Below are 25609 nucleotides of genomic sequence, written 5' to 3' on the forward strand. Positions count from 1 at the left end.
TCTAGGTCGCACGATCGTAATCAGGCTCTGATCGAAAATGGGAGTACCCATGAGTTTTCCGCTCTTCCCCCTCAATACCGTGCTGTTCCCCGGCTGCCGCCTCGACCTGCAGATCTTCGAGGCGCGCTACCTGGACATGATCGGCCGCTGCATGAAGCAGAACGGCGGGTTCGGCGTGGTGGCCATCGTCGAGGGCGAGGAAGTCGGCGATGCGCCGGAGCGCTACAGCCTGGTCGGCTGCGAGGCGCGTATCTGCGACTGGCAACAGCAGTCCAACGGCTTGCTGGGCATTCGGGTCGAAGGTGGTCGGCGCTTCCGCGTGCTCTCCGCAAACGTGCAGACGGACCAGCTGACGGTGGCTGAAGTGGAATGGCTGGACGAGCAGCCGAACCAGCCGCTGACCAAGGAACACGACGACCTTGCCGCGCTGCTCGAAGCGCTGTCCATGCACCCCATGGTGTCGGCGCTGGAGATGGGCGGCGAGGTCAATGGCCAACAGGAGCTGGCCTGCCAGCTCGCCTACCTGCTGCCCTTCGAACGCGACCAGAAGCAGGTGTTGCTGGAGATGGACGATCCCACCGTGCGCCTGGCGCGTATCCAGGTGCTGCTGGAGCAGTTGCAGGGCGATTTCGTCGCCTGACGCAGCAGCTTTTGTAGGATCGAGGGGGGCGCCTAGCCCTTGCTCGCGAACCCGCCCAGCGCCGTCACCGCCGGTTAACTCTGTTCGCGAGCAAGCTCGCTCCTACAGAAATCGCCGTGCGGTGGGGCGTCCGGGATCTGCCCCGCCGCCGCGCAAAAACCATTGCGGATGAATCCGCTCCGACGTGACCTGAAACGACAAGGCCCGCATGTGCGGGCCTTGTGCATTCACGGGTTTGGCGAAGAGTCAGAACGAATCGCCTGGTACCCGCACCCAGCCTTCCATGAGGATGCGCGAGCTGCGGCTCATGATGGCCTTGGTCACGGTCCACTCGCCGTTCATCTGCTTCGCCTCGGCGCCCACGCGCAGGGTGCCGGAGGGGTGGCCGAAGCGTACGGCGCTGCGTTCGCCACCGCCGGCGGCGAGGTTCACCAGGGTGCCGGGAATGGCGGCGGCGGTGCCGATGGCCACGGCTGCGGTGCCCATCATGGCGTGGTGCAGCTTGCCCATGGATAGCGCGCGGACCAGCAGGTCGATGTCGCCGGCCTGGACTTCCTTGCCGCTGGAGGTGACGTAGTTTTTCGTCGGCGCAATGAAGGCAATCTTCGGCGTGTGCTGGCGGGTGGCGGCTTCTTCCGGGGTCTTGATCAGGCCCATGCGTAGGGCGCCGGCGATGCGGAATTTCTCGAAGCGCGCCAGTTGCTCGGGGTCGCCATTGATCGCTTCGCGCAACTCGGCGCCGGTGTAGCCGATGTCCTGGGCGTTGACGAAGATGGTCGGGATGCCCGCGGTGATCATGGTCGCCTTGAAGGTGCCGATGCCGGGGACCTCCAGGTCGTCCACCAGGTTGCCGGTGGGGAACATCGAGCCGCCTTCGTCGCCATCGTCGGACGGATCGAGAAACTCCAGCACGATCTCGGCGGCGGGGAAGGTCACGCCGTCCAGTTCGAAGTCACCGGTTTCCTGGACCTGGCCGTTGGTGATCGGCACGTGGGCGATGATGGTCTTCTGGATATTCGCCTGCCAGATACGCACCACGCAGGTGCCGTTGTCCGGGATGCGCGACGGATCGACCAGGCCGGCATGGATGGCGAAGGAGCCGGCGGCGGTGGAGAGGTTGCCGCAGTTGCCGCTCCAGTCGACGAAGGCTTTGTCGATGGAAATCTGCCCGTAGAGGTAGTCGACGTCGTGATCGGGCTGGGTGCTTTTCGACAGGATCACGCACTTGCTGGTGCTGGAGGTCGCGCCGCCCATGCCGTCGATGTGCGCGCTGTACGGATCGGGGCTGCCGATCACGCGCATGAACAGCTGGTCACGGGCCGCGCCGGGCACCTGGCAACGCTCGGGCAGGTCCTGCAGGCGGAAGAACACGCCCTTGCTGGTGCCGCCGCGGATGTAGGTGGCGGGGATCTTCACTTGGGGTACGTGGGGCATGGGATTCGATCCTGAGTGCTTGTTGTAGGAACGAGGGGCGCCTAGCCCTTGCTCGCGAACCGATCCCCGCAGCGGGGGCAGTTCGCGAGCAAGCTCGCTCCTACAGGATGGGGACCGACCTGCCGTGCAGGCGGGCCGGCTGTTGCATCACGCTACCGCGCCTTCCAGGAAGTCCTTGGCGAAGCGTTGCAGCACACCACCAGCCTTGTACACCTTCACTTCGGCGGCGGTATCCAGGCGGCAGGTGACCGGGACTTCGACGACTTCGCCGTTGCGGCGATTGACCACCAGGGTCAGGTCGCAGCGCGGCGAGACGTCGCCCTTGATGTCGTAGGTCTCTGTGCCGTCCAGGCCCAGGGTCAGGCGCGTGGTGCCCGGCTTGAACTCCACCGGCAGTACGCCCATGCCCACCAGGTTGGTACGGTGGATGCGCTCGAAGCCTTCGGCGACGATCACTTCCACACCGGCCAGGCGCACGCCCTTGGCTGCCCAGTCGCGGGACGAGCCCTGGCCGTAGTCGGCGCCGGCGACGATGATCAGGTTCTGCTTGCGGTTCATGTAGGTTTCGATGGCTTCCCACATGCGCATCACCTTGCCTTCCGGTTCCACGCGGGCCAGCGAGCCTTTCTTCACTTCACCGTTGACCACGGCCATTTCGTTGACCAGCTGCGGGTTGGCGAAGGTGGCGCGCTGGGCGGTCAGGTGGTCGCCGCGGTGGGTGGCGTAGGAGTTGAAGTCCTCTTCCGGCAGGCCCATTTTCGCCAGGTATTCACCGGCCGCGCTGTCCAGCAGGATGGCGTTGGACGGCGACAGGTGATCGGTGGTGATGTTGTCCGGCAGAATCGCCAGCGGCAGCATGCCCTTGAGCGTGCGTTCGCCGGCCAGCGCGCCTTCCCAATACGGCGGGCGGCGGATGTAGGTGGACATCGGGCGCCAGTCGTACAGCGGGCTCTCGGCTTCCTGCACGCTGCCCAGGTCGAACATCGGGATGTAGACCTGCTTGAACTGCTCGGGCTTGACGCTGGAGGCGACGATGGCGTCGATCTCTTCGTCGGACGGCCAGAGGTCCTTCAGGGTGACCGGGTTGCCTTGACTGTCGGTGCCCAGCGGGTCCTGCTCGATGTCGAAGCGCACGGTGCCGGCGATGGCGTACGCGACCACCAGCGGCGGCGAGGCGAGGAAGGCCTGCTTGGCGTAGGGGTGGATGCGGCCGTCGAAGTTGCGGTTGCCCGAGAGCACGGCGGTGGCGTACAGGTCGCGGTCGATGATCTCTTTCTGGATCACCGGGTCCAGCGCGCCGGACATGCCGTTACAGGTGGTGCAGGCATAGGCGACGATGCCGAAGCCGAGCTTCTCCAGCTCCGGCAGCAGGCCGGCTTCTTCCAGGTACAGCTTGGCGACTTTCGACCCAGGAGCGAACGACGTCTTCACCCACGGCTTGCGGATCATGCCCAGCGCGTTGGCCTTCTTCGCTACCAGGCCGGCGGCGATGACGTTGCGCGGGTTGGAGGTGTTGGTGCAACTGGTGATGGCAGCGATGATCACCGCGCCATCGGGCATCAGGCCTTCGGCTTCCTCGACCCGGCCGGACTCCAGCTTGGCTTCGTCGGCGATGCCGCGCTCGGTCAGTGCCGAAGTCGGCAGGCGGCGGTGCGGGTTGGACGGGCCGGCCATGTTGCGTACCACGCTGCCCAGGTCGAAGCTCAGCACGCGCTCGTACTCGGCGGTCTTCAGCGCATCGCTCCACAGGCCAAGGGTCTTCGCGTAGTTCTCCACCAGCTCCACCTGCTCGGGCTCGCGGCCGGTGAGCTTGAGGTAGTCGATGGTCTGGCCGTCGATGTAGAACATCGAGGCGGTGGCGCCGTATTCCGGGCACATGTTGGAGATGGTCGCACGGTCGCCGATGGACAGGCTGTCCGCACCTTCGCCGAAGAACTCGACGTAGGCGCCGACCACGCGTTCCTTGCGCAGGAACTCGGTGATCGCCAGCACGATATCGGTGGCGGTGATGCCGGGTTTGCGTTTGCCGGTCAGCTCGACGCCGACGATGTCGGGCAGGCGCATCATCGACGGATGGCCGAGCATCACGGTCTCGGCTTCGAGGCCGCCGACGCCGATGGCGATCACGCCGAGGGCGTCCACGTGCGGAGTGTGCGAGTCGGTGCCGACGCAGGTGTCAGGGAACGCGATGCCGCCGCGTGCCTGGATCACCGGGCTCATTTTCTCCAGGTTGATCTGGTGCATGATGCCGTTGCCGGCCGGGATCACGTCGACGTTCTTGAACGCAGTCTTGGTCCAGTCGATGAAGTGGAAGCGATCCTCGTTGCGGCGGTCTTCGATGGCGCGGTTCTTCTCGAACGCGTCCGGGTCGAAGCCGGCGGCTTCCACGGCCAGCGAGTGGTCGACGATCAGCTGGGTCGGCACCACCGGGTTGACCTTGGACGGGTCGCCGCCTTTCTCGGCGATGGCGTCACGCAGGCCAGCAAGGTCGACCAGTGCGGTCTGGCCGAGGATGTCGTGGCAGACCACGCGCGCCGGGTACCAGGGGAAGTCGAGGTCGCGCTTGCGGTAGACCAGTTGCTCCAGCGAAGCCGTCAGGTCCTGTGGGTCGCAGCGGCGCACCAGTTGTTCGGCCAGTACGCGGGAGGTGTAGGGGAGTTTGTCCCAGGCGCCGGCCTGGATCGCCTCGACTGCCTCGCGGGCGTCGAAGTAATCCAGCGCAGTGCCGGGCAGGCGTTTACGGTAGTTGGTGTTCATAGTTATTTACGGTCCTTGAGCGGCACGAACTTCAGGTCTTCAGGGCCTGTGTAGTTGGCGCTCGGGCGGATGATCTTGCCGTCGATGCGTTGCTCGATGACGTGGGCGGACCAGCCGGCGGTGCGGGCGATGACGAACAGCGGGGTGAACATCGCGGTGGGCACGCCCATCATGTGGTAGCTCACGGCGCTGAACCAATCGAGGTTGGGGAACATCTTCTTGATGTCCCACATGATGGTTTCCAGGCGCTCGGCGATGTCGTACATCTTGGTATTCGACTGCTCGTTCGACAGCTGGTGGGCGACTTCCTTGATCACCTTGTTGCGCGGGTCGGACACGGTGTAGACCGGGTGACCGAAGCCGATCACTACTTCCTTGCGCTCGACGCGGGCACGGATGTCAGCCTCGGCTTCATCCGGGTTGTCGTAGCGCTTCTGGATCTCGAACGCCACTTCGTTGGCACCGCCGTGTTTCGGGCCGCGCAGCGCGCCGATGGCGCCGGCGACGCAGGAGTAGATGTCCGAACCGGTGCCGGCGATCACGCGGGAGGTGAAGGTCGAGGCGTTGAATTCGTGCTCGGCGTACAGGTTCAGCGAGGTGTGCATGGCGCGCACCCAGGACTCGCGCGGCTTCTGACCGTGCAGCAGGTGCAGGAAGTGACCGCCGATGGAGTCGTCGTCGGTCTCGACGTCGATGCGCTTGCCGTTGTGGCTGAAGTGGTACCAGTAGAGCAGCGCGGAACCGAGCGAAGCCATCAGCTTGTCGGCGATGTCACGGGCGCCCGGATGGTTATGGTCGTCCTTCTCCGGCGACAGGCAGCCGAGCACGGATACGGCAGTGCGCATCACGTCCATCGGGTGGGCCGACGGCGGCAGGGTTTCCAGGGCGGCTTTCACGCCGGCCGGCAGGCCGCGCAGGGCCTTGAGCTTGGCCTTGTAGCCAGCCAGTTCGGCGACGTTGGGCAGCTTGCCGTGGACCAGCAGGTGGGCGATTTCCTCGAAGTCGCAACGGTTGGCGAAATCCAGGACGTCATAGCCGCGGTAGTGCAGGTCGTTGCCGGTACGGCCAACGGTGCACAGGGCGGTGTTGCCAGCGGCGGTGCCACTCAGGGCCACGGACTTCTTGGGTTTGAAGGCGGTGGTGGTTTCTGCGGTAGCGCTCATCGCGTGTCTCCTCATCAAATCCGGTTGCTTGTTCTTGTTCCGCCGACATTGGCCGTGCGGTCGGTTCGAATCTGGTCGGCGGATAACGCCTGTGGCGTTATGCGCCCTACGGTGTTTCAGGTTCTGGCGTAGGGCGAATAACGCGAAGCGTTATCCGCCGTCACAGCCAATGGTGGATAACGCCTGGGGCGTTATGCACCCTACGATTCGTTCAGGCCGGGCCCGAACGATCGGGAAATCACTTCTTGCCGGCAGCGAACAGCGCATCGAGCTTCTGCTCGAAGGCGTGGTAGCCGATGCGGTCGTACAGCTCGGCGCGGGTCTGCATCAGCTCGATCACGTTCTGCTGGTGGCCTTCCTCGCGGATCGCGGTGTAGACGGCTTCGGCGGCCTTGTTGGCGGCGCGGAAAGCGGACAGCGGGTACAGCTGGATGGCCACGCCGACCGAGGCCAGCTCGTCGCGGGTGAACAGCGGGGTGGCGCCGAACTCGGTGATGTTGGCCAGGATCGGCACGTTCAGCGCATCGACGAAGCGCTTGTAGGTCGGCAGGTCGTAGGCGGCTTCGGCGAAGATCGCATCGGCGCCCGCCTCGACATAGCGCTGGCAGCGCTCGATGGCGGCGTCCACGCCTTCGGCCTGGATGGCGTCGGTGCGGGCGATCAGGAAGAAGTTCGGGTCGGTTTTGGCGTTGGCGGCGGACTTCACGCGGTCGACCATCTCCTGGGTGGAGACGATCTCCTTGCCCGGACGGTGGCCGCAACGCTTGGCGCCGACCTGGTCCTCGATGTGCGCGGCGGCGGCGCCAGCCTTGATCAGGCTCTTCACGGTGCGCTCGATGTTGAAGGCGCTGGGGCCGAAGCCGGTGTCGATGTCCACCAGCAGCGGCAGGTCGCAGACGTCGGTGATGCGACGCACGTCGGTGAGTACGTCATCCAGGGTATTGATGCCCAGGTCCGGCAGGCCGAGGGAACCCGCCGCCACGCCGCCACCGGAGAGGTAGATGGCCTTGAAGCCGGCGCGCTTGGCCAGCAACGCGTGGTTGGCGTTGATCGCGCCGATCACCTGCAGCGGCTTTTCTTCGGCAAGGGCTTCGCGGAAACGTTGGCCGGCGGTCTTGTAGCTCATTGTTCACCTCGTTCGTTGGCGGTCTTGGCTTGGGCGTCCAGGTAATGGCGCTCCATATTGCGTTTCGAGGCGCCGATGTGACGGCGCATCAGCAACTCGGCCAGTTCGCCGTCACGGTCGGCGATGGCATCGAGAATCCGGTGGTGTTCGGCGAAGGCCTGGCGCGGGCGGTTGGGCGTCGCCGAGAACTGCAGGCGGTACATGCGCACCAGTTGGTACAGCTCGCCGCAGAGCATGCGGGTGAGGGTGCGGTTGCCGCTGCCCTGGATGATCCGGTAGTGGAAGTCGTAGTCGCCTTCCTGCTGGTAGTAGCCACGGCCGGCCTGGAAGGCTTCGTCGCGCTCGTGGGTGTCGAGCACCCGGCGCAGTTCGTCGATCTCGGCCGGCGTCATGCGCTCGGCGGCCAGGCGGCAGGCCATGCCTTCGAGGGATTCACGGATTTCGTAGAGCTCCAGCAGCTCCTCGTGGCTGAGCGAGACCACGCGCGCGCCGACGTGCGGCACACGCACCAGCAGCTTCTGGCCTTCCAGGCGGTGGATCGCCTCGCGCAGCGGACCGCGGCTGATGCCATAGGTACGCGCCAGTTCCGGCTCGGAAATCTTGCTGCCGGGGGCGATGTCACCCTTGACGATGGCCGACTGGATCTTGCGGAACACGTGTTCCGACAGGGTCTCTCCGTCGTCGCTGGCAGGGGTAGGCAGAATCAGGCTATCGCTCATGGTGTCGACAATCTTCTTGATGTGCGGCGAAAGCTACCCCCGTAAACCCTCTGGGTCAATCGAGATCTGATGAATTGTCGACAATCGTCTAATGGGACGTTCGACGGATGCTTGCCGTGCGGCTGTCTCTGCTGCGAGCTGAGCGGGACGTGAGAGGATGTCGCCTGGCGCATCAGGGAGAAGGCCGTGACATTGAAAGGACGAACAGGCCGGGCAGCGGCCAGCATGGCTGGGTTCCTGCTGCTTGGCTGGGGACAGGCGCTATGGGGGCTGCATTCCTACCGGGACAACCTGCCGGCCGATCTGCGCGATGTTGGCCTGTCGGGCGAGATGCTGCCGCTGCTACTGGTCTGGACGCCGCTCATCGCGCTGCTGGCCTGGGTGCGCTGGCTCACCCCGGCCTGGCGTGCGTTGTTGTCGTCCGCGACGGCCCTGGCCGGCTGGTTCTGGGTAGACCTGTGCCTTTATGACAGCCGCGTGGCCAGTTGGAGTACCTACACTCTGGCGGAGCTGGCGATGGAAGTGGCGGTGGTATGTGCCTGGCCTCTGTCGCTGGCAACCTTGCTGAACCTGTTGGCCTGGAGCCTGCCGAGCCTGAGGAAGCGACATGATCCGAACCTGGTATGACCGCCATGCATTGCCCCGGCTGATCGATTTCGCCTGTGGCATGGGTGATGTGATGAAGCAGCGCTCGCTGCTGGTGCCCCGTGCGCGCGGCCGCGTGCTGGAGATCGGCATGGGCACCGGCCTGAACCTGTCGTTCTACGATCCGGCGAAAGTGTCGACAATCGTCGGCGTCGATCCGGCGGCGCAGATGCAGAAGCTCGCCCGCGAGCGCGCCGCGCGGATCGGCATATCGGTGGAGATGGTGGCGCTGGAACTGGGGCAGATCCGCGCCGACGCCGGCAGCTTCGACAGCATCGTCTGCACCTTCACCCTGTGCAGCATCCCCGATGCGCTGGCAGCGCTGAAGGAAATGCGCCGGGTACTCAAGCCTGGCGGCGAGTTCCTCTTCTGCGAACATGGCCTGGCGCCGGACGCTGGCGTGCGCGCCTGGCAGCATCGGCTGACACCGGTCTGGAAGCCGCTGGCCGGTGGCTGCCACCTGGACCGCGACATGCCGGCGTTGATCGAGTCAGGCGGCTTCCAGCTGCGCGAACTGAGCCAGGATTACCTACCGGGCCCGCGGCCGATGACCTACGTCTATCGAGGCATGGCCGACTGATAGCGCGGCAGACGCTCGAGCAGCTCGATGCTCAGGATGTAGGCGCTGCGCAGGAACAGGTCTTCGGCATGCTGCACCAGGCCCGAGTCGGACTGGCAGTCATTCAGGCGCACCACGATGGGGGCGCGGCCATCGCACAGGGCGACATAGTCGCCTTGGCTGATCCAGCCCTGGAGCACTGAGGATTCGCGATTGTGCGCGCGAACCACGACTTCGACCCTGAGATGTTCGTTCATTGCCACGGCGCCCGAAGGAAGGTGAAAAAAGAGGGGGCGAACCATAGCGTTCGCTCCGCGCAGCCTCCGTCAGGTTCTTCTGATTGAGCGGTGCGACTGTCCCTCTTCCCTCAGGCCACCCGCTCGGCCGGGGTGACGTTGAGGATGTGCGAGCCGCTGAGGAACAGGTCCTGCACCGGCCCCGTCGGGCAGTGGCGGCTCTGGCAGTCGCCCAGGCGCACCTCGAAGGGCGCGCGACCGTTGCGCAGGGCCAGGTAGTCCTCGCGGCTGATGCGGCCGTGGAGGATGCGTTGCGGGTGGTAGGGAGACCAGGTCTGCACATCGACCCAGAGACTGTCGGGAGCGTGGTTCATGGCGGTGGTCCGGCCGTTTGCAAAAGGGCGAGTACTCTAGACAGCGGACCAGCGCCAAATTCATCAGGGTCTTCCGAGATATTTGTAGGAAATTATGTTGCTCTGACCGAAGGCATCGCCTCAGGGCAAGGCCCGGTAGGCTTCGGCCCAGGCTTGGGCGAAGTCCTCGAAGCGTGTTGCCGTGGTATTGGTCGGAGAGCGCGCTTCCTGCGCCCGTACCCGTCCGCTGCTGATCGCCTCGCCCAGTTCGGCGTAGCAGGCGGCGACGCTGGCGGAGTAGCCGGCCTCCTGCAAGGCGCCGCTCAGTTCCTGCGGCGACACCGCCACGTAGGGCAGCTCCGGGCGGCCGATGGCTGCGCCCAGCAGGCGGGTCGCCTCGGCATAACTGATATCGCGCTGGCCGAGCACCTCGCGGGTCAGCACGCCCTGCCAGCTACGGTCCAGCAAGGCATGGCTGGCGGCATCGGCGACATCTCGCGTGGCGACCATCGGAACTGGCACATCCGCTGCCACCGCATCGCTGTAGCAGTCGTACGCGCGGACGATCTCCAGCGCGCCGTACAGGTTCTCGAACATCGCGCCGGAGCGCAGCATCAGTACATTCACCCCCGGGGGCAGCTGGCGCAGGCGCTGCTCCTGATCGTGCATGCTGATGATCGGTCCGGTGCCGGAGGCCACCTCGGCGCCCACACTGCTGAGGAATACCACCCGGCGTACAGCGCTGGCGCGAATGGCCTGGAGTATCGCTTCCCCCTGGGCGGCCTGCTGGTTGCGGTAGTCCTCGGTGTCGGGCCCGTAGGCGAGCAGGGTGTAGACCGCGTCGGCGCCGCGGAAGGCTTCGGTGAGGAAGGCGGCGTCATGCGGCTCGCCTACGGCAACCCGGGCCCCGGCGGCGGCCAGTGGCGCCAGTCGCTCGGCGCTGCGGCCGAGGGCGCGGACGGGCACGCCGGCATCCAGCAGGGTCTGGCAGATTCTCGAACCGGTGCGGCCGGTGGCTCCCATTACGGTGATCATGGCAGTGTCCTCGCTTTGGCCGTCCCGCGGCGCCCGCCGTGGGTTCGTTGGCCTGGAGTGAAGTGTCTGTCTGAATGCCTGGACGGTTAATGCCGGAAAGTCGCTGTGTCATGCTCATTCGTCCAGAAGTGCTGGACGTCGTCGCGGCACCGGATCAGCCTCAAGACCATGACAGCTCCTGCCGCCACTCCGGACCTCACCGACGCCTGGGCCTCCACCGATCCCCTGGGCGAGGCCCTGCATTTCCTGCGCATGAGCGGCACCTTCTACTGCCGCTCGGAGTTCACCGCGCCGTGGGGGCTGGACCTGCCGGCCATGCCGCAGTGCCTGATGTTCCATGTGCTCACCGTTGGCGAATGTTGGCTGGAGGCCGCGGGCGACTTGCCACGCCGACTGGCGCCGGGCGACCTGGTTCTGGTACCCCATGGCGAAGGGCATCGGCTGGTGAGTTCGCCGGGCGAATCGGCGGCGGGGCTGTTCGAGCTGCCGCGTGCCTATGCCAGCGACCGCTATGAAGTGCTGCGCCAGGGCGGAGGAGGCGAGCCAACGGCGATGATCTGCGGCGCGGTGCGCTTTGACCATCCCGCCGCGCTGCAACTGGTACGCCTGCTGCCACGCGTGCTGGAAGCGCAGGTGCGTGAGCCCAGCCAGCGCGACTGGCTGATGAGCACATTGCAGTTGATGGAGAGCGAGGCACGGGCCATGCGCCCCGGCGGCGAGACGGTGATCACCCGCCTGGCCGACATCCTGGTGATCCAGGCCATTCGCGCCTGGATCGAGCAGGACCCCGCCGCCCAGTCAGGCTGGCTCGGCGCCCTGCAGGATCGCCAATTGGGCCGCGCACTGAGCCTGATTCACCGCGAGCCGGCGCGGGACTGGAGCCTGCCGGCGCTGGCGGATGCGGCGGCCATGTCGCGCTCCGCCTTTGCCGCACGCTTTGCCGAGAGGGTCGGCATGCCGCCCATGCAGTACGTCACCCGCTGGCGCATGCACGTGGCGCTGAGCTGGCTGCAGGAGCGCGAGATCGCGGTGGCGGAGCTGGCCGAGCGCCTCGGCTACCAGTCCGAGGCTGCGTTCAGCCGGGCCTTCAAGCGCTGCATAGGCACGTCGCCCGGTAGCATCCGCCGGGCCTGAGCCTGCGCATCCGGGCGACTGGCGCCCTCCTTGCCACCTGATGCGGGTGGTCTCTGCTCCCTTGCGGCAACCGTAGGGTGGCTGTGGTCCTTTCGCCGTCTGGCGCTCATCACACGCTTTCCCTGCGCCATCCCTGCATGGCGCCTTTCTTCCGCAGGAGTCTGTCGATGTCCCGTCGCTGCATTCATTCGCTCCGCATGCTGCCATTTTCCGTCGCGCTCGCCCTGTGTGGCAGCCTCGCCCAGGCAGCCACGCCCGTGCCGGCCTGGCCCGCCAGCAATGGCTACCTTGCCAGCTCGTACAACAACCAGACCCACTGGAACGATGCCGCGACTGACAGCATCAGCTTCCCCGTGGCGCGCGGCGACTACGAGGTCACGCCCGAGTCGGTACAGCTCCTGCCCAGCGAGGGGGTCGGCCTGCCAGTCTTCGCCGACACCGTGGATGGCAAGATGGTGTACTACTGGTGGTCAGGCTATGCGCTGCGCAAGGTGAGCCTGGAGGGCGGCAAGCTGACCGAACTCGCGCGCATCGATGTGCCGGTCAAGTTGCCGAACTACAAGCCGGTGAGCGCCGAGCAGCGTGTCGAGCAGGCCAAGTCCGTGCAGAAGTTCCTCGACGCCAAGGACGAACAGGGCCTGCTCGACTACCTGAAGTCGCAGCCCAACCGCATGCTCACCGCCGCGGCCGACCAGCCGGCCAATGGCTCGGTCTATGCGTTGCTCACCCACGAAGGCGCCTTCGTCGGCTGTAACGGCCGCCAGGTGTTCCGTATCGATCAGGTCGATGCCAAGCGCGCGGATTCGGCGATGAAGCTGGGGACCGTCAGCGCGATCCCGCCGAGCCTGTTCGACAACGAGAAGGTGAAGCGCGGTACGAACTTCCCGGTCGACATGATGTTCGGCATGAGCATGAGCTACAACGGCTACATCGTGGTCAACACGCTGGGCGGCAAGATCATCACGCTGAATCGCGAGACGCTCCAGGTGATCGATACCTACGCGGTGGCCGGCAACGACGAGCTGTTCCTCAACAGCTTCGCCACCGGCCCGGAAGCGGACGGCGGGGCGATCTACGTTGCCTCGAACACGACGATGTACCGTCTGGTGGTGGACAAGGACGGCAAGATCCACGATGACGAAGCGCACGGCGCCTGGCAGGCAGGCTACGAGCGCGGCATCCGCATGCCGGCACCGAAGATCGCCGACGGCACTGGCTCGACGCCGACGCTGATGGGCTTCGGTCCGAACGAAGACAAGCTCGTGGTGATCACCGACGGGGCGAAGAACATGAGCATGGTCGCGTTCTGGCGTGACCAGATCCCGGCAGGCTGGAAGCAGAAGCCCGGTACCGCCAGCCCGCGCATCGCGGACCAGTTGAAGGTGAAGATCCCGGGTACCGATACGGTGCAGTCCGAACAGTCGGTTGCGGCGTATGGCGACTACGCGTTCGTCGTGAACAACATCCGCACCGCCACCCAGAAGACGCTCGACCCGAATTCCTACTATGTGAACCTTCTGCTCGGTGCCACGCGCCCTGGGCCGACCGGCGTCGCGTCGTTCCGCTGGAACAACCAGGAGCACCGCTGGAAGCAGCTGTGGGCGCGCAATGATGTTTCGTCGATTTCAGTCGTGCCGATGATTTCCGGCCAAGGCCACATGGCGATCATCGACGGCTACTTCAGCAAGTCCTGGAACGACCGCCATCACATCGGCATGGACCTCGACACCGGCAAGACGGTGCTGTTCATCCGCGAAGGCAGCGACCCGATCTACAACGGCATGTATTCGCCGATCAAGGTCGATGCGCAGGGCAACATCTTCTATGGCACCGCCTTCGGCCTGCTGCACCTGGATACCAGCAAGATGAAGCGCAGCGACCTGGCGACCACTCGCTGACTCCATCTCGGGCGTTGCGCCCGAGCCGTGCCTTCTCGCAAGCCCGTTCCCAGGAACGGGCTTGTGGTTTCTGCCTCACCCCTTAAGCGGGATGGCGGAGCGAGGGCCTGCAACGATCAGAGCTGGATGTCGTCGCGGATCAGGACACAGGTGCAGCCGTCTTCGTCTTCGCGCCAGTCGTGGAGGAAGTACATCTGGATCTTGCCGGCGTCCATCACCGCCAGGTAGTCGCCGACTTCCGGAACGAAGAAGCCCGAGGTGCCCGGTTCGGCTTCGCATTCGATGCGGACGCTGAAGAACAGTGCCGGGTCGGCGTCGTCGAAGAACTCCTCGCGCTCGGCAGCGTCCCACTCGGTGGGCGCCTCGAAGGGGCCGATGAACAGCACCTTGGCGTCGCCCATGTCCAGTTCTTCGGCGTCAGGATCGTTGTCGTCAGGGCGGTAGACGGTGGCGTCCAGCGCCTTGGCGTCGGCGAGGATGGCACGGCGCGCGGCCATGCGCTGCTGCGGGTCGACGCCGGCGTCGGCGCAGAGCTGGTTCCAGAGGGTTTCGGCTTGGGTGGACATGGTGGCTCCCGCTCGTGCGGCCGTTTCAAAGGTGGGTAGTGTCCGGGACGGGGCGGCGCAGATCAATGGGAGCGTCTCGCCGCATAACGTCAGTCCTGTGCCCAGGATTTGCGGCTGCCCTCTCCCGGAAGGGCGAGGGGACCGTCCGGTGCCGATTGAATCCATGGCGTCAGCCGGCACGGATAGCTCCCTCTCCCTTCGGAGCGGGGCGCGCAGCCAGGGCGGGGGAGAGGGAAGTCGCCCGCGCGGATTCACTGGGCAAAAGCTGCTGTTAACGGAGAGAATTTCGAGCGGCTCACTCGCCCTTCAGGTCGTACTTCTTCACCTTGTCGAACAGCGTGGTCTTGGCCATGCCCAGGGCGTGGGCGGCCTGGCTGAGGTTGCCGGCGTGGCGCTCCAGGGCGGTGGACAGCAGGCTCTTCTCGAAGGCTTCCACGGCTTCGGCGAAGCGCGGCTCGCCGGCGTCCGGGCCAAGGTTGCCGCCGGCCAGCACCGGCAGGCCGAGGGCGAAGCGTTCGGCGACGTTGCGCAGCTCGCGCACGTTGCCCGGCCAGTCGTGGGCCATCAGCGTGGCGGCGGTGGCATTGTCGATGTCCGGCGCCGGGCGGTCGAAGCGCAGCGAGGACTGCTGCAGGAAGTGCTCGAAGAGCATCAGGATGTCTTCGCGGCGCTCGCGCAGCGGCGGCAGGTTCAGGGTGATGACGTTGAGGCGGTAGTAGAGGTCGCTGCGGAAGGTGCCTTCGCGGCCCATGGCGGCGAGGTCGGACTTGGTCGCGGCGATCACCCGGCAGTCCACGCGGATCAGTTCGTTGGAGCCCAGGCGTTCCAGCTGCTGTTCCTGCAGCACGCGCAACAGCTTGATCTGCAGGTTCAGCGGCATGCTCTCGATCTCGTCGAGGAACAGGCTGCCGCCGTCGGCGTGCTCGATCTTGCCGATGCGGCGCTTGCCGGCGCCGGTGAAGGCGTGGGCTTCGTGGCCGAAGATTTCGCTGTCGATCAGGCTTTCCGGCAGGCCGCCGCAGTTGAGCGCGACGAAGGGCTTGGCCTGGCGCCGGCTGTAGTCGTGCAGGCAGCGCGCGACCAGTTCCTTGCCGGTGCCGGTCTCGCCTTCGATGAGTACGTTGGCCGACGTGTCGGCGACGTTGGCGATCAGCTCGCGCAGCGCCTGCATGGCCGGCGAGCGGCCGATCAGCCGGCTTTCCAGGGCCTGCTTGCCGGCGAGCTGGCGGCGCAGCTGGCTGACTTCGCGGGTCAGCGCGCGCTGGGCCAGCGCGCGGCGCGCGGTGTCGACCAGCTTCTCCGGGGAGAAGGGCTTCTCCATGAAGTCATAGGCGCCGTCGCGCATGGCCTTGACCGCCATGGCGATGTCGCCATGGCCAGTGATCAGCACCACTGGCAGGCTGGGGTCGCGTTCTTTGAGCTTCTCCAGCAATTGCAGGCCGTCCATGCCGGGCATGCGGATGTCACTGACGACGATGCCGGGGAAGTCGGCGCCGACTTTCTTCAGCGCTTCCTCGGCGCTGCCCACGCTGTCGGTCTCGATGTCTTCCAGGGCCAGTGCCTGCTGGCAGCCGAGCCGTACGTGCGGGTCGTCCTCGACGATCAGGACGCGCAGGGATGGATCGCTCATGCGGGTGTCTCCAGGGCGGGCAACAGCGGCAGGTGCAGCTCGAACGCGGTGCCGCCGGTTTCCGGGTAGGCCACGCCCAGGGAACCGCCAGCGGCGGTGGCGAGGCTGGCGGAAAGGGTCAGGCCCAGGCCCAGGCCGAGTTCGCCGGGCTTGGTGGTGAAGAAGGGTTCGAACAGGTGCACGCGGGCGTCCGGCGGAATGCCGGGTCCGTTGTCGCGCACCACGAGGCGGTAGTGATCGTCACCTTCGATGCGTCCTTCCAGCCAGAGCTGGCGGTCGTTCTGGCCGCTCATGGCGTCGAGGGCGTTGGCGATCAGGTTGACCAGTATCTGTTCCAGGCGCGTCTGGTCGATGGCCAGGTGCGCATCGGGGTAGTCGCGGTGCAGGGTTACCGGCACTTCGGAAAGCCGCCCCTGCAGCACCATCACGGCGGCGTCCACCGCCTTGCCCAACGTCGCCTGGCCGTGATCGTCGGCGCGCCGGGCGAAGGCGCGCAGGCTGGCGGTGATGCGGCCCATTCGGTCGACCATCTCGGCGATGGCTTCGAGGTTGCTGCTGGCGACGTCCAGCTTGCCGCGTTCGAGGAAGCGCACGCTGTTGCTCGACAGGGTGCGCAGTGCCGCCAGCGGCTGGTTGAGTTCATGGGCGATGCTGGTGGACATCTGCCCGATCACCGCCAGCTTGCCGGCCTGTACGAGGCGGTCCTGGGCCTTGCGCAAGGTGTCCTCGGCCTGGCGGCGCTCGCGGATCTGTTCGCGCAGGTGCTGGTTGCTGGCGCGCAGGTCGGCGGTACGCTCGGCGATGCGGCGTTCCAGCGCATTGTTGGCCTGCTCCAGCGCTTCGCGGGCGGCGAGGCGGGTGGCGATGACCTTGCGCCGCTCGTTCCAGGCGATCAGCAGGAAGGCGAACAGGGCGAAGCCGGCGGCAGCGAGCATGCCGTGGATCATCGCCTCGCGGCGCAGGTCGGCCAGCGGGGTGAGCAGGGTGAAGTTCCACGGTGTGTCGCTGAGCTGGCGCGTCTGCATCAGGTAGCTGAGCGGCTTGTGGCTGTCGGCGTGCTCGCCCGGCGGGAAGCTGATTTCCTCGACGCCTTCGCCCAGCGGGCGGCGCGCCAGCGGCTGCCATTCATTGAGCGCCCACCAGTAGTACTGCAGGCTGCGGGCCAGGCGCTCCTTGTCGGCATCGCTGAGCGGGCGCACGGCCTTCAGGCGCAGGGTCGGGTCGCTGGAAAGGATGATGATGCCGTTCTCGTCGCTGACGAAGGCCTGCAGTCGGGCCCTTTCCCAGCGCTCCTCCAGGGACTCCATCTTCACCTTGACCACCGCCACGCCGACGATCCTGCCGCCATGTACCAGTCCGTGGGCGAGGTAGTAGCCGGGCTCGCCGGTGGTGCTGCCAATGCCGTAGAAACGACCGGGGCGGCCCTGTACGGCTTCCTGGAAATAGGCGCGGAAGGACAGGTCCTCCCCCAGGTAGCTGTCGGCGTCCTGCCAGTTGCTGGTGGCCAGCACACGGCCGGAGGTGTCCAGCAGGTAGACGGCACGGCTGCCGGCGCGGCGGTTGAGGCCTTCCAGGTAATGATTGACGCGGTCGCGGTGCAGCGGTGTCGGGTCCACCAGCAGGCGGCTGACGCTGCCTTCGAGCTCCAGCAGGCTGGGCAGGTAGGTGTAGCGGCTGATCTCGCTTTCCACGCCACGGGCGTGCAGTTCCAGCTGGCGCTCACCGGACTCGATCAGGCTGCGGGTGCCGGCGCCTTCGCTGATCAGGTAGCCGCCGTAGCCGAAGCCCAGGGTGAGCAGGAGCAGCAGGAAGGGCAGCAGGTAGTTGCGCACGAGGCGTGGCTTCACGGTGAGCGGCGGCGGCAATGGGCTGGAAGCGCATTGCAGCACAGTCGTCGGGGCCGAGCCAGCCCAACGCCGGGGGGCGGCGATGGACTGGCTCGGGTACCACACGGTGCGTCTGCCGGGGCTTAGGGTTTGACCACCATCCCGACGCCGCGGCCGCGCGGATCGGAGGCGGTTTCCAGGGCCTTGCCGTTCACACGGATGGCCTGGATGTCACCCATGTTCCAGCCCTGGTCTTCCAGGGTGTAGCCCATGGCCTTGAGCTCGTCGGCGACCTTGCCGGTGAGCGGTGCGTACGCGTCGTAATAGATGGTGTCTTTGGGCAGCAGTTGGTGATGCACACGCTGCGCGGCCACGGCCTTCTCCAGGGGCAGGTGGAAGTCGTAGACGTTGTTCAGCACCTGGAAGATCGAAGTGAAGATCCGCGAACCGCCGGGCGTACCCAGCACCAGGCTGACGTGGCCGTCACGGGTGACGATGCTCGGGCTCATGGAGGAGAGCATGCGCTTGCCCGGCTCGATGGCGTTGGCGTCGCTGCCCACTACGCCGAAGGCGTTGGCCACGCCCGGCTTGGAGCTGAAGTCATCCATCTCGTCGTTGAGCAGGAAGCCGGCGCCCTTGACCACCACGCCGCTGCCGAAGTCCCAGTTGAGGGTGTAGGTGTTGCTGACGGCGTTGCCGTCCTTGTCGACGATGGAGAAGTGCGTGGTCTGGTGCGGCTCCAGGCCCGGGCGGACTTTCTCGGTTGCCGAGATGGCGTCCGGGTCTACTTCCCCGGCGCGCTTGGCGATGTATTTCGGGTCGGTCAGCTGGGCTACCGGCACCTTGGAGAACTGCGGGTCACCGAGGTAGTCGGCGCGGTCGGCGAATACGCGCTTCTCGATCTCCGAGAGCAGATGGATGTACTTCGCAGAGTTCAGTTCCACGCCCTTGAAGTCAGCGGCGCGCTGTTCCTTGATGCCGATCAGCTGGGCCAGGGCGATACCGCCGGAGCTGGGCAGCGGCGCGGTGTAGAGGGTGTTGCCCTGCCAGTCGATGCGCATCGGCTCGCGCCACTTGGCCTTGTAGTCGACCAGGTCGTCGGAAGTGATCAGGCCGCCATCCTGCTTCATTTGCGCGATGAGCAGCTTGGCGGTCTCGCCCTTGTAGAAATCGTCCGGGCCCTTGTCGGCGATGCGCTCCAGGGTCTTGGCCAGTTCAGGCTGCTTGAACACTTCGCCCGGTTTCATGGTGCCGAAGTAGTCGCCGAAATTGGTCTTGCCGTTGAACAGCGCGATAGCGTCCTGGCGGTACTGGTACTGCTGGTCGGCGACCTTGAAGCCGGTCTGCGCGTAGCCGATGGCCGGGGTCAGCAGCTCGCTCCACTTCAGCTTGCCGAAGCGCTTGTGCGCTTCCCACAGGCCCATCACGGTACCCGGCACGCCGGCGGCCTTGGCGCCGACCAGGCTGAGGTTCTCGATCACCTCGCCTTTCTCGTTCAGGTACATGGTCTTGGTCGCGGCCTTCGGCGCGATCTCGCGGTAGTCGAGGAAGTACGGCTTGCCGTCGACGTACAGGGTCATGAAACCACCGCCGCCGATGTTGCCGGCTTCGGGGTAGGTGACTGCGAGGGTGAAGGCGGTGGCGACCGCGGCGTCGACGGCGTTGCCGCCCTTCTTGAGGATCTCGGCGGCGACTTTCGCGCCGTACTGATCGGGCGCTGCAACCGCGCCGCCGTCGAGGGTGACGGCGAAGACCGATGAACTCGCCGCGAGGATCGCGACGCCCAGGGGCAGCTTGCTGAAGTGGAACACGCGCATGGGACTTCCTTATTTATTCTTGTGCTTGCGGTGAGGTTGAGTGCCCCGGCGAACCGGGGCACTCAGGTAGAACAACAGCGGGATCAGTGCGGCAGGATCTTGGCGAGGAACTGCTGGGTGCGCTCGGCGCGGTTCTGCAGGTCACCGAAGAATTCCTCCTTGGGGCAGTCCTCGACGATCTGTCCGCGGTCCATGAAGATCACTCGGTCGGCGACCTTGCGGGCGAAGCCCATCTCGTGGGTCACGCACATCATGGTCATGCCTTCGTGGGCGAGTTGGACCATCACGTCGAGCACCTCGTTGACCATCTCCGGGTCGAGCGCCGAGGTCGGTTCGTCGAACAGCATGACGATCGGGTCCATGGCCAGCGCGCGGGCGATCGCCACGCGCTGCTGCTGGCCGCCGGAGAGCTGGCCGGGGTGCTTGTGCGCATGGGCCTTGAGGCCGACGCGGTCGAGCAGCTTCATGCCCTTGTCCATCGCCTCTTCCTTGCTCCGCCCGAGCACCTTGCGCTGGGCTATGGTGAGGTTTTCGGTGATGGTCAGGTGCGGGAACAGCTCGAAGTGCTGGAACACCATGCCGACTCGCGAGCGCAGCTTGGGCAGGTCGGTCTTGGGGTTGGCGATGGAGGTGCCGTCGACGGTGACATCGCCCTTCTGGAAGGGCTCCAGCGCGTTGACGCATTTGATCAGGGTCGACTTGCCCGAGCCGGACGGCCCGCAGACCACCACCACTTCACCCTTGGCGACCTTGGTGGTGCAGTCGGTGAGAACCTGGAAGTCGCCGTACCACTTGCTGACGTTATCGATGGAGATCATACGGTTAACCTTTTCTGCAGGCGCTTCACGCAGAGGGACGCGGCGAAGCTGATGACGAAGTAGACGAGACCGGCGAAGATCAGGAACTCATGGGGCTGGCCGATGATGTCGCCACGCGAGCGGGCGGCGTTGAGGAAGTCCATCAGGCCGACCGAGTACACCAGCGAGGTGTCCTGGAACAGGATGATGCTCTGCTGCAGCAGCAGCGGGGTCATCTTGCGGAACGCCTGCGGGAGGATGATCAGGCGCATGGACTGGCCGTAGGTCATGCCCAGCGCATACGACGCGCCGATCTGCCCTTTCGGGATGGCCTGGATGCCGGCGCGGACGATCTCGCAGTAGTACGCCGCCTCGAACATCATGAAGGCCACCAGGCACGAGGTGAACGCGCCCACGGGGGTGTCCTGGCCGGTGGTCCAGCGCAGGATGAACGGCACCGCGAAGTAGAACCAGGTGATCACCAGCAGCAGCGGGATCGAGCGGAAGTAGTTCACGTAGAAGCCGGCGATGTTCGACAGCAGCTTGCTGCTGGACAGGCGCATCAGCGCGAGGATGGTGCCCAGCACCACGCCGCCCAGCACACCCAGGGCCATCAGCTGCAGGGTGGTGATCATGCCTTCCCAGAGGCCGGGGAGGGCGGGGACGATCTGGCTGAAGTCCATCATTTACCTCCCACGGAGATCAGGCCCGGCACGGCGACCTTCTTCTCGACCATGCGCATGATCAGCATCAGGCTCATGTTCAGGGTGAAGTAGATCGCGGTGGCGAGGGTGAAGGCCTCGAACAGGTTGGCGCTGAATTCGGCGGTCTGCTTGGTCTGCGCCAGCAGCTCCATCAGGCCGATCAGCGAGGCCACCGAGGAGTTCTTGAAGACGTTGAGGAATTCCGAGGTCAGCGGCGGAATGATGATCCGGAAGGCCTGCGGCAGCAGCACGTGGCGGTAGATCGCCGGCAGGCGGAAGCCCACGGCACTGGCAGCGGCGAGCTGGCCCTTGGGCAGCGCCTGGATGCCGGTGCGCACCTGCTCGCAGACCCGCGCGGCGGTGAACAGGCCCAGGCACACGACGACGCTGATGAAGGCCGAGGTTTCCGGGGCGATGCCCAGCTTGAACCAGTCCTGGATCGGCTGCGGCAGGTAGTCCGGCACCAGGAAGTACCAGATGAACAACTGCACCAGCAGCGGCACGTTGCGGAACAGCTCCACGTAGGCGGTGGCGATGCCCGACAGCCAGCGGTTGGGCAGGGTGCGCATCACGCCCAGCAGCGAGCCGAGCGCCAGGGCGACGACCCAGGCCGCGAGCGACACGGCGATGGTCCAGCCCAGGCCGGTGATGTACCAGTCCAGGTAGCGTTCGTCGCCGATCCCGGTGGACTTGAAGAACACGCCCCAGTCCCAGTTGTAATCCATGACGGGTTTCCCCTCGATTGCTTTGCACGGTGGCTTTGTACGGTACGGGGCCGGATGCGGGCGCAAGGCCGCCCGCCACCCGCGGGTAGCGGGTGTTCCGGCATCGTCAGATTGGAAGTTGGGCCGGGAGCGCATGGCTTGCGCTCCCGATCCCCCGCGTGGCTACGCCTTGTGGGCGCAGCCGCGCGCGACCGTTACATCTGCTCGGCAGACTTGTCGGTCGGATTGGCGATCAGCTTCTTGAGCTCATCACTCATCGGGAAATTGAGGTTCAGGTTCTTCGGCGGGATTGGCTGCATGAACCACTTGTCGTAGATCTTGTTGACCTCACCCGAGGCGAAGGTGTCGGAGATGGCCTTGTCGACCACCTTCTTGAACGGCGCGTCGCCCTTGCGAACCATGCACGCGTAGATCTCGTAGGACTGCGGCTTGCCGACCACATGCCAGTCGTCCGGCTTCTTGGCCTTGGCCATTTCGCCGTAGAGCAGCGCGTCGTCCATCATGAACGCCACAGCGCGGCCGGACTCGAGCATCAGGAAGGATTCGCCGTGGTCCTTGGCCGAGATGATGTTCATGCCCATCTTCTGATCGGCGTTCATCTGCTTGAGCAGGCGCTCGGAGGTGGTGCCGGCGGTGGTCACCACGTTCTTGCCCTTCAGATCCGGGAAGTCGTTGATGCCCGAGCTGGTCTTGGTCAGCAGGCGGGTGCCGACCTCGAAGATGCCGACGGAGAAGTCGACCTGCTTCTGGCGCTCGAGGTTGTTGGTGGTGGAGCCGCACTCGATGTCCACAGTGCCGTTCTGCACCAGCGGGATACGGGTCTGGGAAGTGACCAGGTTGTAGCGGACTTTCAGCTCGGGGAGGTTCAGCTCTTTCTTCAGGGCTTCGACGACCTTGATCTGCAGGTCGTGGGAATAACCTTCCGGCTGGCGCGGGTCGCTGCCGAGGTAGGAGAAGGGGATGGAGGCGTCACGGTGGCCGAGGACGATGGTGCCGGAGTCCTTGATCTTCTTCAGGGTACCGGTCAGTTCTTCGGCGACGACGGGAGTGGCGAGCAGGGCCGCGACAATGGCGACGCCCAACGCACGGGGTGCGAAACGCATGGAGACTACCTCGACTGGTTGTGTTTGTTATTCAGTCCTGCGCCGACGAGGCTCACTCCAGGCCGGTCGCATGTTCGAGGTGGAGCAGAGCAGGCTCCGTGCCAAGGCTGTCTTTTTTATTCAACTATTTGAATTTAAACAATTATTTTTAGAGTGGCGGTGCTCGAAAAGTCCCCCGTCATTCGGATATCCGGATTTTTCAGGATTCCTCGTTCGGAAAACCGAACGACAAACAGGGTCAGACGTCCGGCTGGCCGCCCCATTGGCCGCGCTGGAACGGCTGGTCGCGATCGGCCAGGTGCGCGGCGATGCGCTCGAGCAATTGGTGCGTCGGAGCGCGCACGCCAGTGACCGTCTGCCCGAGAGCCAGCACGAGGATCAGCAGCAGGGCGGCGGGATGGAAGGCCGGTAACTGCGCACGGGTGGCGGCGAGGAAGGCCGCGCTGGTGCCCAGGCCCAATGCCAGGCCGGCGTAGACCTCGGAGGGCGAGTGAACGTTGATCGCCAGCCGCGAGAGACCGACCAGCACGGCGATCACTGCCGCCAGCGCGGCGGCGGTCAGGCCGGCGCGGCGCGTGGTGAAGAGCTGCGCGGCCAGCGTCGGCAGCACGGCACCGGCCAGCATGCTGTGCCCGGAGAAGCCGGTGAAGTTCAGGTTCGGAATTCCGATTCCCCAGCCCATGAACGCCAGCTTCGAACCGACCACCAGCGCGGTCGAGAATCCGAACAGCAGCAGCCACAGCCCGGCCTTTGCGGTCTCGCGGCGATACAGCAGCCAGCAGAAGACGAGCACGGCGGCCGGCGCCAGCAGGGAGCTGTCGCCGAGGCGGGTAATCATTGGCCAGAAGGACATGGGCATGGGAAGGCGGGGCTGAGGCGGGCAACGTTAGCACAGCCCGGTGTCGTCCCCGAGAGCCGTGCGACGGGATGCGACCCTGTGCGCATGCGCCAGCTTGGCCCCGGCGCCAGCGCTGGCCCACAATGGCGCCTTCAGTTCAACGGAATGTTCGCCATGGAAATGGAAAATCCCTACCGCGCCCCCGAAGCCCCATTGGTCGAGGCGCATGCTGGCGCCGAACAGGCCAGCCGGTTCTTCGTCATCTCCATCACCAAGATGGTCGTGCTGTATGTGGCGACGCTGGGGCTGTTCAACCTCTACTGGATGTACAAGCACTGGTCGATCCAGAAGCCGCACATGCCGCGCAAGATCAACCCGCCACTGCGCAGCCTGTTCATGATCTTCTATATCCATTCCCTCGCCCGACGCGTGCACGAAGCGCTGCCGGAGGAACAGTGCAGGGCCTGGCGCTATGGCAGCGACGCCACCTGGGCGGTGGTGCTGCTGATCCTCTCCAATGTCGCCGACAAGCTCACCAGCCGGATTCCCGAACTCAGCCACTACAGCCTGCCGTTCCTCATCCTCGGTCTGGTGCCGCTCATTCCGCTGACGAACATCCAGCGCCGCGCCAACGAGGCCAGCGGCGATCCGCTGGGCCGGGGCAACGCCTCGCTGACTCGCTACAACGTGCCGTTTCTGATCCTCGGCGGCCTACTCTGGGTGCTGATCCTGATCGGCTCGGTGGCGGAGTTCGCCGGCGTCGCTTGAGCCACCCTCGCGCCGCAGCAGTTCGCGCTTGCGCGGCAGGCCCCAGCGATAGCCGCCTTCGCCGGTACCGCCGACCACGCGGTGACACGGCACCAGCAGGCCGACGTTGTTGCTGGCGCAGGCGCGGGCAATGGCGCGCGGGTGGGTGCCCAGTTGCTCCGCCAGTTCGCCGTAGCGTCGTGTCTCGCCGCTGGGAATGCGTGTGAGGGCGCGCCAGACGCGCAACTGGAAGGCGCTGCCGTGCAGGTCCAGCGGCAGGTGGGCGGCCTGTTCGGGCTCTTCCAGCTGGATGATCACCTCGCGCAGCCAGTCGCCCAGCCCCGTGTCGTCGCGGGTTCGCTCGGCGGCGGCGAAGCGCTCGGCCAACTGGCGTTCCAGCTCGCTGGCGTCGTCGGCGAAGAGCAGGGCGCAGACGCCCTTGTCGGTGGCCGCCAGCAGCACCAGCCCGAGCGGGCAGGGCGCGATGGCATAGCGCAGTCGTTCACCCGCGCCTTTCTGCCGGCGTTGTGCCGGGCTCAGCGGCGTGGCGCTTTCGTACAGGGCTCGGGTGCCGGAGTAGCCGGCCTCCAGCGCGGCGTCGAGCACCGAGCGCGATTGCGGCAGCGCGGCGGCCAGGCGCTGCTCGCGGCGGGATTCCGCCCAGGCTCTGGGCGTGAGGCCGGTGCGGGCCTTGAAGGCGCGGGCCAGGTGCGAGGCGGAGAGGCCGATGCGGCTGGCCAGTTCGTCCAGGGTCAGGGGCTTCTCGGCCTTGTCGAGCAGCTCGCAGGCCGCAGCAACCAGCGCATCGAGTTGCTCGCGCGGGCTCGGGCCACGCGGCGAGCAGCGCTTGCAAGGGCGGAAACCGGCAGCTTCGGCCGCCTCGGCGGCGCTATAGAAGGCCACGTTCTCCCGTGATGGCCGGCGTGCCGGGCAGTTCGGCCGGCAGTAGACGCCGGTGGAGCGCACGCTGAAGACGAAACGTCCCTCGTAACGCGCATCGCGCTCGCAGACCGCCTGCCAGCAGCGCTCGGGGTCAAGTCGGGTGGTCGTCATGGCTGTCTCCGGGGCAATGGCCGTTGGGGAGATTCTCCGTCGGGCCTGGCAGAGCAGCAATCCGCATCGCGTTTTCAAACTCGTTGCCGCCGGCCGGGCTACGC

24 protein-coding genes are annotated in these 25609 nt (G+C 65.9%); 6 read left to right on the plus strand and 18 right to left on the minus strand.

Annotated features, from left to right (window positions below; all coding sequences use genetic code 11):
* Positions 1 to 49: 49 nt before the first annotated feature.
* The gene (locus tag RS899_RS00505; RefSeq protein WP_054908354.1) at positions 50 to 640 is read left to right on the plus strand and encodes an LON peptidase substrate-binding domain-containing protein; all 591 of its coding nucleotides are present in this window, start codon (positions 50 to 52) and stop codon (positions 638 to 640) included.
* A 246-nt stretch (positions 641 to 886) separates the two neighbouring features.
* Here the strand turns inward: RS899_RS00505 and prpF are convergent, their stop codons facing one another.
* The 5 genes from prpF to RS899_RS00530 all read right to left on the minus strand — a co-directional run bounded on the left by prpF (position 887) and on the right by RS899_RS00530 (position 7839).
* Positions 887 to 2074, minus strand: a complete 1188-nt coding sequence (gene prpF / locus RS899_RS00510; protein ID WP_315808825.1) for a 2-methylaconitate cis-trans isomerase PrpF — start codon at positions 2072 to 2074, stop codon at positions 887 to 889.
* A 147-nt stretch (positions 2075 to 2221) separates the two neighbouring features.
* Entirely contained in the window at positions 2222 to 4831 is a 2610-nt protein-coding gene (gene acnD, locus RS899_RS00515) for a Fe/S-dependent 2-methylisocitrate dehydratase AcnD (RefSeq protein ID WP_315808826.1), read from the minus strand.
* Between the two features lie 2 nt (positions 4832 to 4833).
* Positions 4834 to 5994, minus strand: coding sequence for a bifunctional 2-methylcitrate synthase/citrate synthase (gene prpC / locus RS899_RS00520; protein ID WP_054908357.1), 1161 nt, complete (start codon positions 5992 to 5994; stop codon positions 4834 to 4836).
* 238 nt (positions 5995 to 6232) lie between these two features.
* The gene (gene prpB / locus RS899_RS00525; protein ID WP_054908358.1) at positions 6233 to 7120 is read right to left on the minus strand and encodes a methylisocitrate lyase; all 888 of its coding nucleotides are present in this window, start codon (positions 7118 to 7120) and stop codon (positions 6233 to 6235) included.
* A complete protein-coding gene (locus RS899_RS00530; RefSeq protein ID WP_054908359.1) occupies positions 7117 to 7839 on the minus strand; it encodes a GntR family transcriptional regulator in 723 nt (240 codons plus the stop codon). Before RS899_RS00530 ends, prpB begins: the two co-directional genes overlap by 4 nt.
* A 186-nt stretch (positions 7840 to 8025) precedes the next feature.
* Between RS899_RS00530 and RS899_RS00535 the strand changes: the two genes are divergently transcribed.
* Positions 8026 to 8466, plus strand: coding sequence for a hypothetical protein (locus tag RS899_RS00535; RefSeq protein ID WP_139093038.1), 441 nt, complete (start codon positions 8026 to 8028; stop codon positions 8464 to 8466).
* Positions 8447 to 9064 (plus strand): class I SAM-dependent methyltransferase, encoded by a 618-nt coding sequence (locus RS899_RS00540; protein ID WP_315808827.1) that lies wholly within the window; start codon positions 8447 to 8449, stop codon positions 9062 to 9064. The genes RS899_RS00535 and RS899_RS00540 overlap by 20 nt, the downstream gene beginning before the upstream one ends.
* Here the strand turns inward: RS899_RS00540 and RS899_RS00545 are convergent.
* The 3 genes from RS899_RS00545 to RS899_RS00555 all read right to left on the minus strand — a co-directional run bounded on the left by RS899_RS00545 (position 9043) and on the right by RS899_RS00555 (position 10667).
* Positions 9043 to 9300, minus strand: a complete 258-nt coding sequence (locus tag RS899_RS00545) for a hypothetical protein (protein ID WP_315808828.1) — start codon at positions 9298 to 9300, stop codon at positions 9043 to 9045. The genes RS899_RS00540 and RS899_RS00545 overlap by 22 nt on opposite strands.
* Before the next feature lie 110 nt (positions 9301 to 9410).
* Positions 9411 to 9653, minus strand: coding sequence for a hypothetical protein (locus RS899_RS00550; RefSeq protein WP_169941994.1), 243 nt, complete (start codon positions 9651 to 9653; stop codon positions 9411 to 9413).
* A 120-nt stretch (positions 9654 to 9773) separates the two neighbouring features.
* Complete coding sequence (locus RS899_RS00555; RefSeq protein ID WP_315808829.1) at positions 9774 to 10667, minus strand: NAD(P)H-binding protein; 894 nt, start codon at positions 10665 to 10667, stop codon at positions 9774 to 9776.
* Positions 10668 to 10835: 168 nt separating this feature from the next.
* Between RS899_RS00555 and RS899_RS00560 the strand changes: the two genes are divergently transcribed.
* Together RS899_RS00560 and RS899_RS00565 are read left to right on the plus strand one after the other, a co-directional pair.
* A complete protein-coding gene (locus RS899_RS00560) occupies positions 10836 to 11801 on the plus strand; it encodes an AraC family transcriptional regulator (RefSeq protein ID WP_054908365.1) in 966 nt (321 codons plus the stop codon).
* 167 nt (positions 11802 to 11968) lie between these two features.
* A complete protein-coding gene (locus tag RS899_RS00565; RefSeq protein ID WP_315808830.1) occupies positions 11969 to 13699 on the plus strand; it encodes a hypothetical protein in 1731 nt (576 codons plus the stop codon).
* Positions 13700 to 13815: 116 nt separating this feature from the next.
* Here the strand turns inward: RS899_RS00565 and RS899_RS00570 are convergent, their stop codons facing one another.
* From RS899_RS00570 to RS899_RS00610, 9 genes are all read right to left on the minus strand, one after another.
* Positions 13816 to 14265, minus strand: a complete 450-nt coding sequence (locus RS899_RS00570) for a hypothetical protein (RefSeq protein ID WP_054908366.1) — start codon at positions 14263 to 14265, stop codon at positions 13816 to 13818.
* 295 nt (positions 14266 to 14560) lie between these two features.
* Complete coding sequence (locus tag RS899_RS00575; protein WP_315808831.1) at positions 14561 to 15895, minus strand: sigma-54 dependent transcriptional regulator; 1335 nt, start codon at positions 15893 to 15895, stop codon at positions 14561 to 14563.
* Entirely contained in the window at positions 15892 to 17784 is a 1893-nt protein-coding gene (locus RS899_RS00580; RefSeq protein WP_139093039.1) for a sensor histidine kinase, read from the minus strand. Before RS899_RS00580 ends, RS899_RS00575 begins: the two co-directional genes overlap by 4 nt.
* A gap of 80 nt (positions 17785 to 17864) precedes the next feature.
* On the minus strand, positions 17865 to 19538 hold the full coding sequence (ggt, locus tag RS899_RS00585; RefSeq protein ID WP_315808832.1) for a gamma-glutamyltransferase: 1674 nt from the start codon (positions 19536 to 19538) through the stop codon (positions 17865 to 17867).
* Positions 19539 to 19621: 83 nt separating this feature from the next.
* The gene (locus tag RS899_RS00590; protein WP_054908369.1) at positions 19622 to 20356 is read right to left on the minus strand and encodes an amino acid ABC transporter ATP-binding protein; all 735 of its coding nucleotides are present in this window, start codon (positions 20354 to 20356) and stop codon (positions 19622 to 19624) included.
* Positions 20353 to 21021: an ABC transporter permease subunit gene (locus RS899_RS00595; RefSeq protein ID WP_315808833.1), complete on the minus strand. Its 669-nt coding sequence runs from the start codon at positions 21019 to 21021 to the stop codon at positions 20353 to 20355. Before RS899_RS00595 ends, RS899_RS00590 begins: the two co-directional genes overlap by 4 nt.
* Positions 21018 to 21764, minus strand: coding sequence for an amino acid ABC transporter permease (locus RS899_RS00600; protein WP_315808834.1), 747 nt, complete (start codon positions 21762 to 21764; stop codon positions 21018 to 21020). The genes RS899_RS00595 and RS899_RS00600 overlap by 4 nt, the downstream gene beginning before the upstream one ends.
* Before the next feature lie 194 nt (positions 21765 to 21958).
* Positions 21959 to 22867 carry a glutamate/aspartate ABC transporter substrate-binding protein gene (locus RS899_RS00605; protein WP_054908371.1) on the minus strand — a complete coding sequence of 303 codons (909 nt, stop codon included), beginning with the start codon at positions 22865 to 22867 and terminating at the stop codon, positions 21959 to 21961.
* A gap of 238 nt (positions 22868 to 23105) precedes the next feature.
* Positions 23106 to 23705 (minus strand): phosphatase PAP2 family protein, encoded by a 600-nt coding sequence (locus RS899_RS00610; RefSeq protein ID WP_315808835.1) that lies wholly within the window; start codon positions 23703 to 23705, stop codon positions 23106 to 23108.
* 174 nt (positions 23706 to 23879) lie between these two features.
* On the opposite strand from RS899_RS00610, the gene RS899_RS00615 reads away from it, so the two are divergent.
* Complete coding sequence (locus tag RS899_RS00615) at positions 23880 to 24473, plus strand: hypothetical protein (protein WP_315808836.1); 594 nt, start codon at positions 23880 to 23882, stop codon at positions 24471 to 24473.
* On the opposite strand, the gene ada is transcribed toward RS899_RS00615, so the two are convergent.
* Positions 24417 to 25505 carry a bifunctional DNA-binding transcriptional regulator/O6-methylguanine-DNA methyltransferase Ada gene (gene ada, locus RS899_RS00620; RefSeq protein WP_315808837.1) on the minus strand — a complete coding sequence of 363 codons (1089 nt, stop codon included), beginning with the start codon at positions 25503 to 25505 and terminating at the stop codon, positions 24417 to 24419. The genes RS899_RS00615 and ada overlap by 57 nt on opposite strands.
* Positions 25506 to 25609 lie beyond the last annotated feature (104 nt).

This window comes from Pseudomonas sp. C9-3 (assembly GCF_032392015.1).
Taxonomy (GTDB): Bacteria; Pseudomonadota; Gammaproteobacteria; order Pseudomonadales; family Pseudomonadaceae; genus Pseudomonas; species Pseudomonas nitroreducens.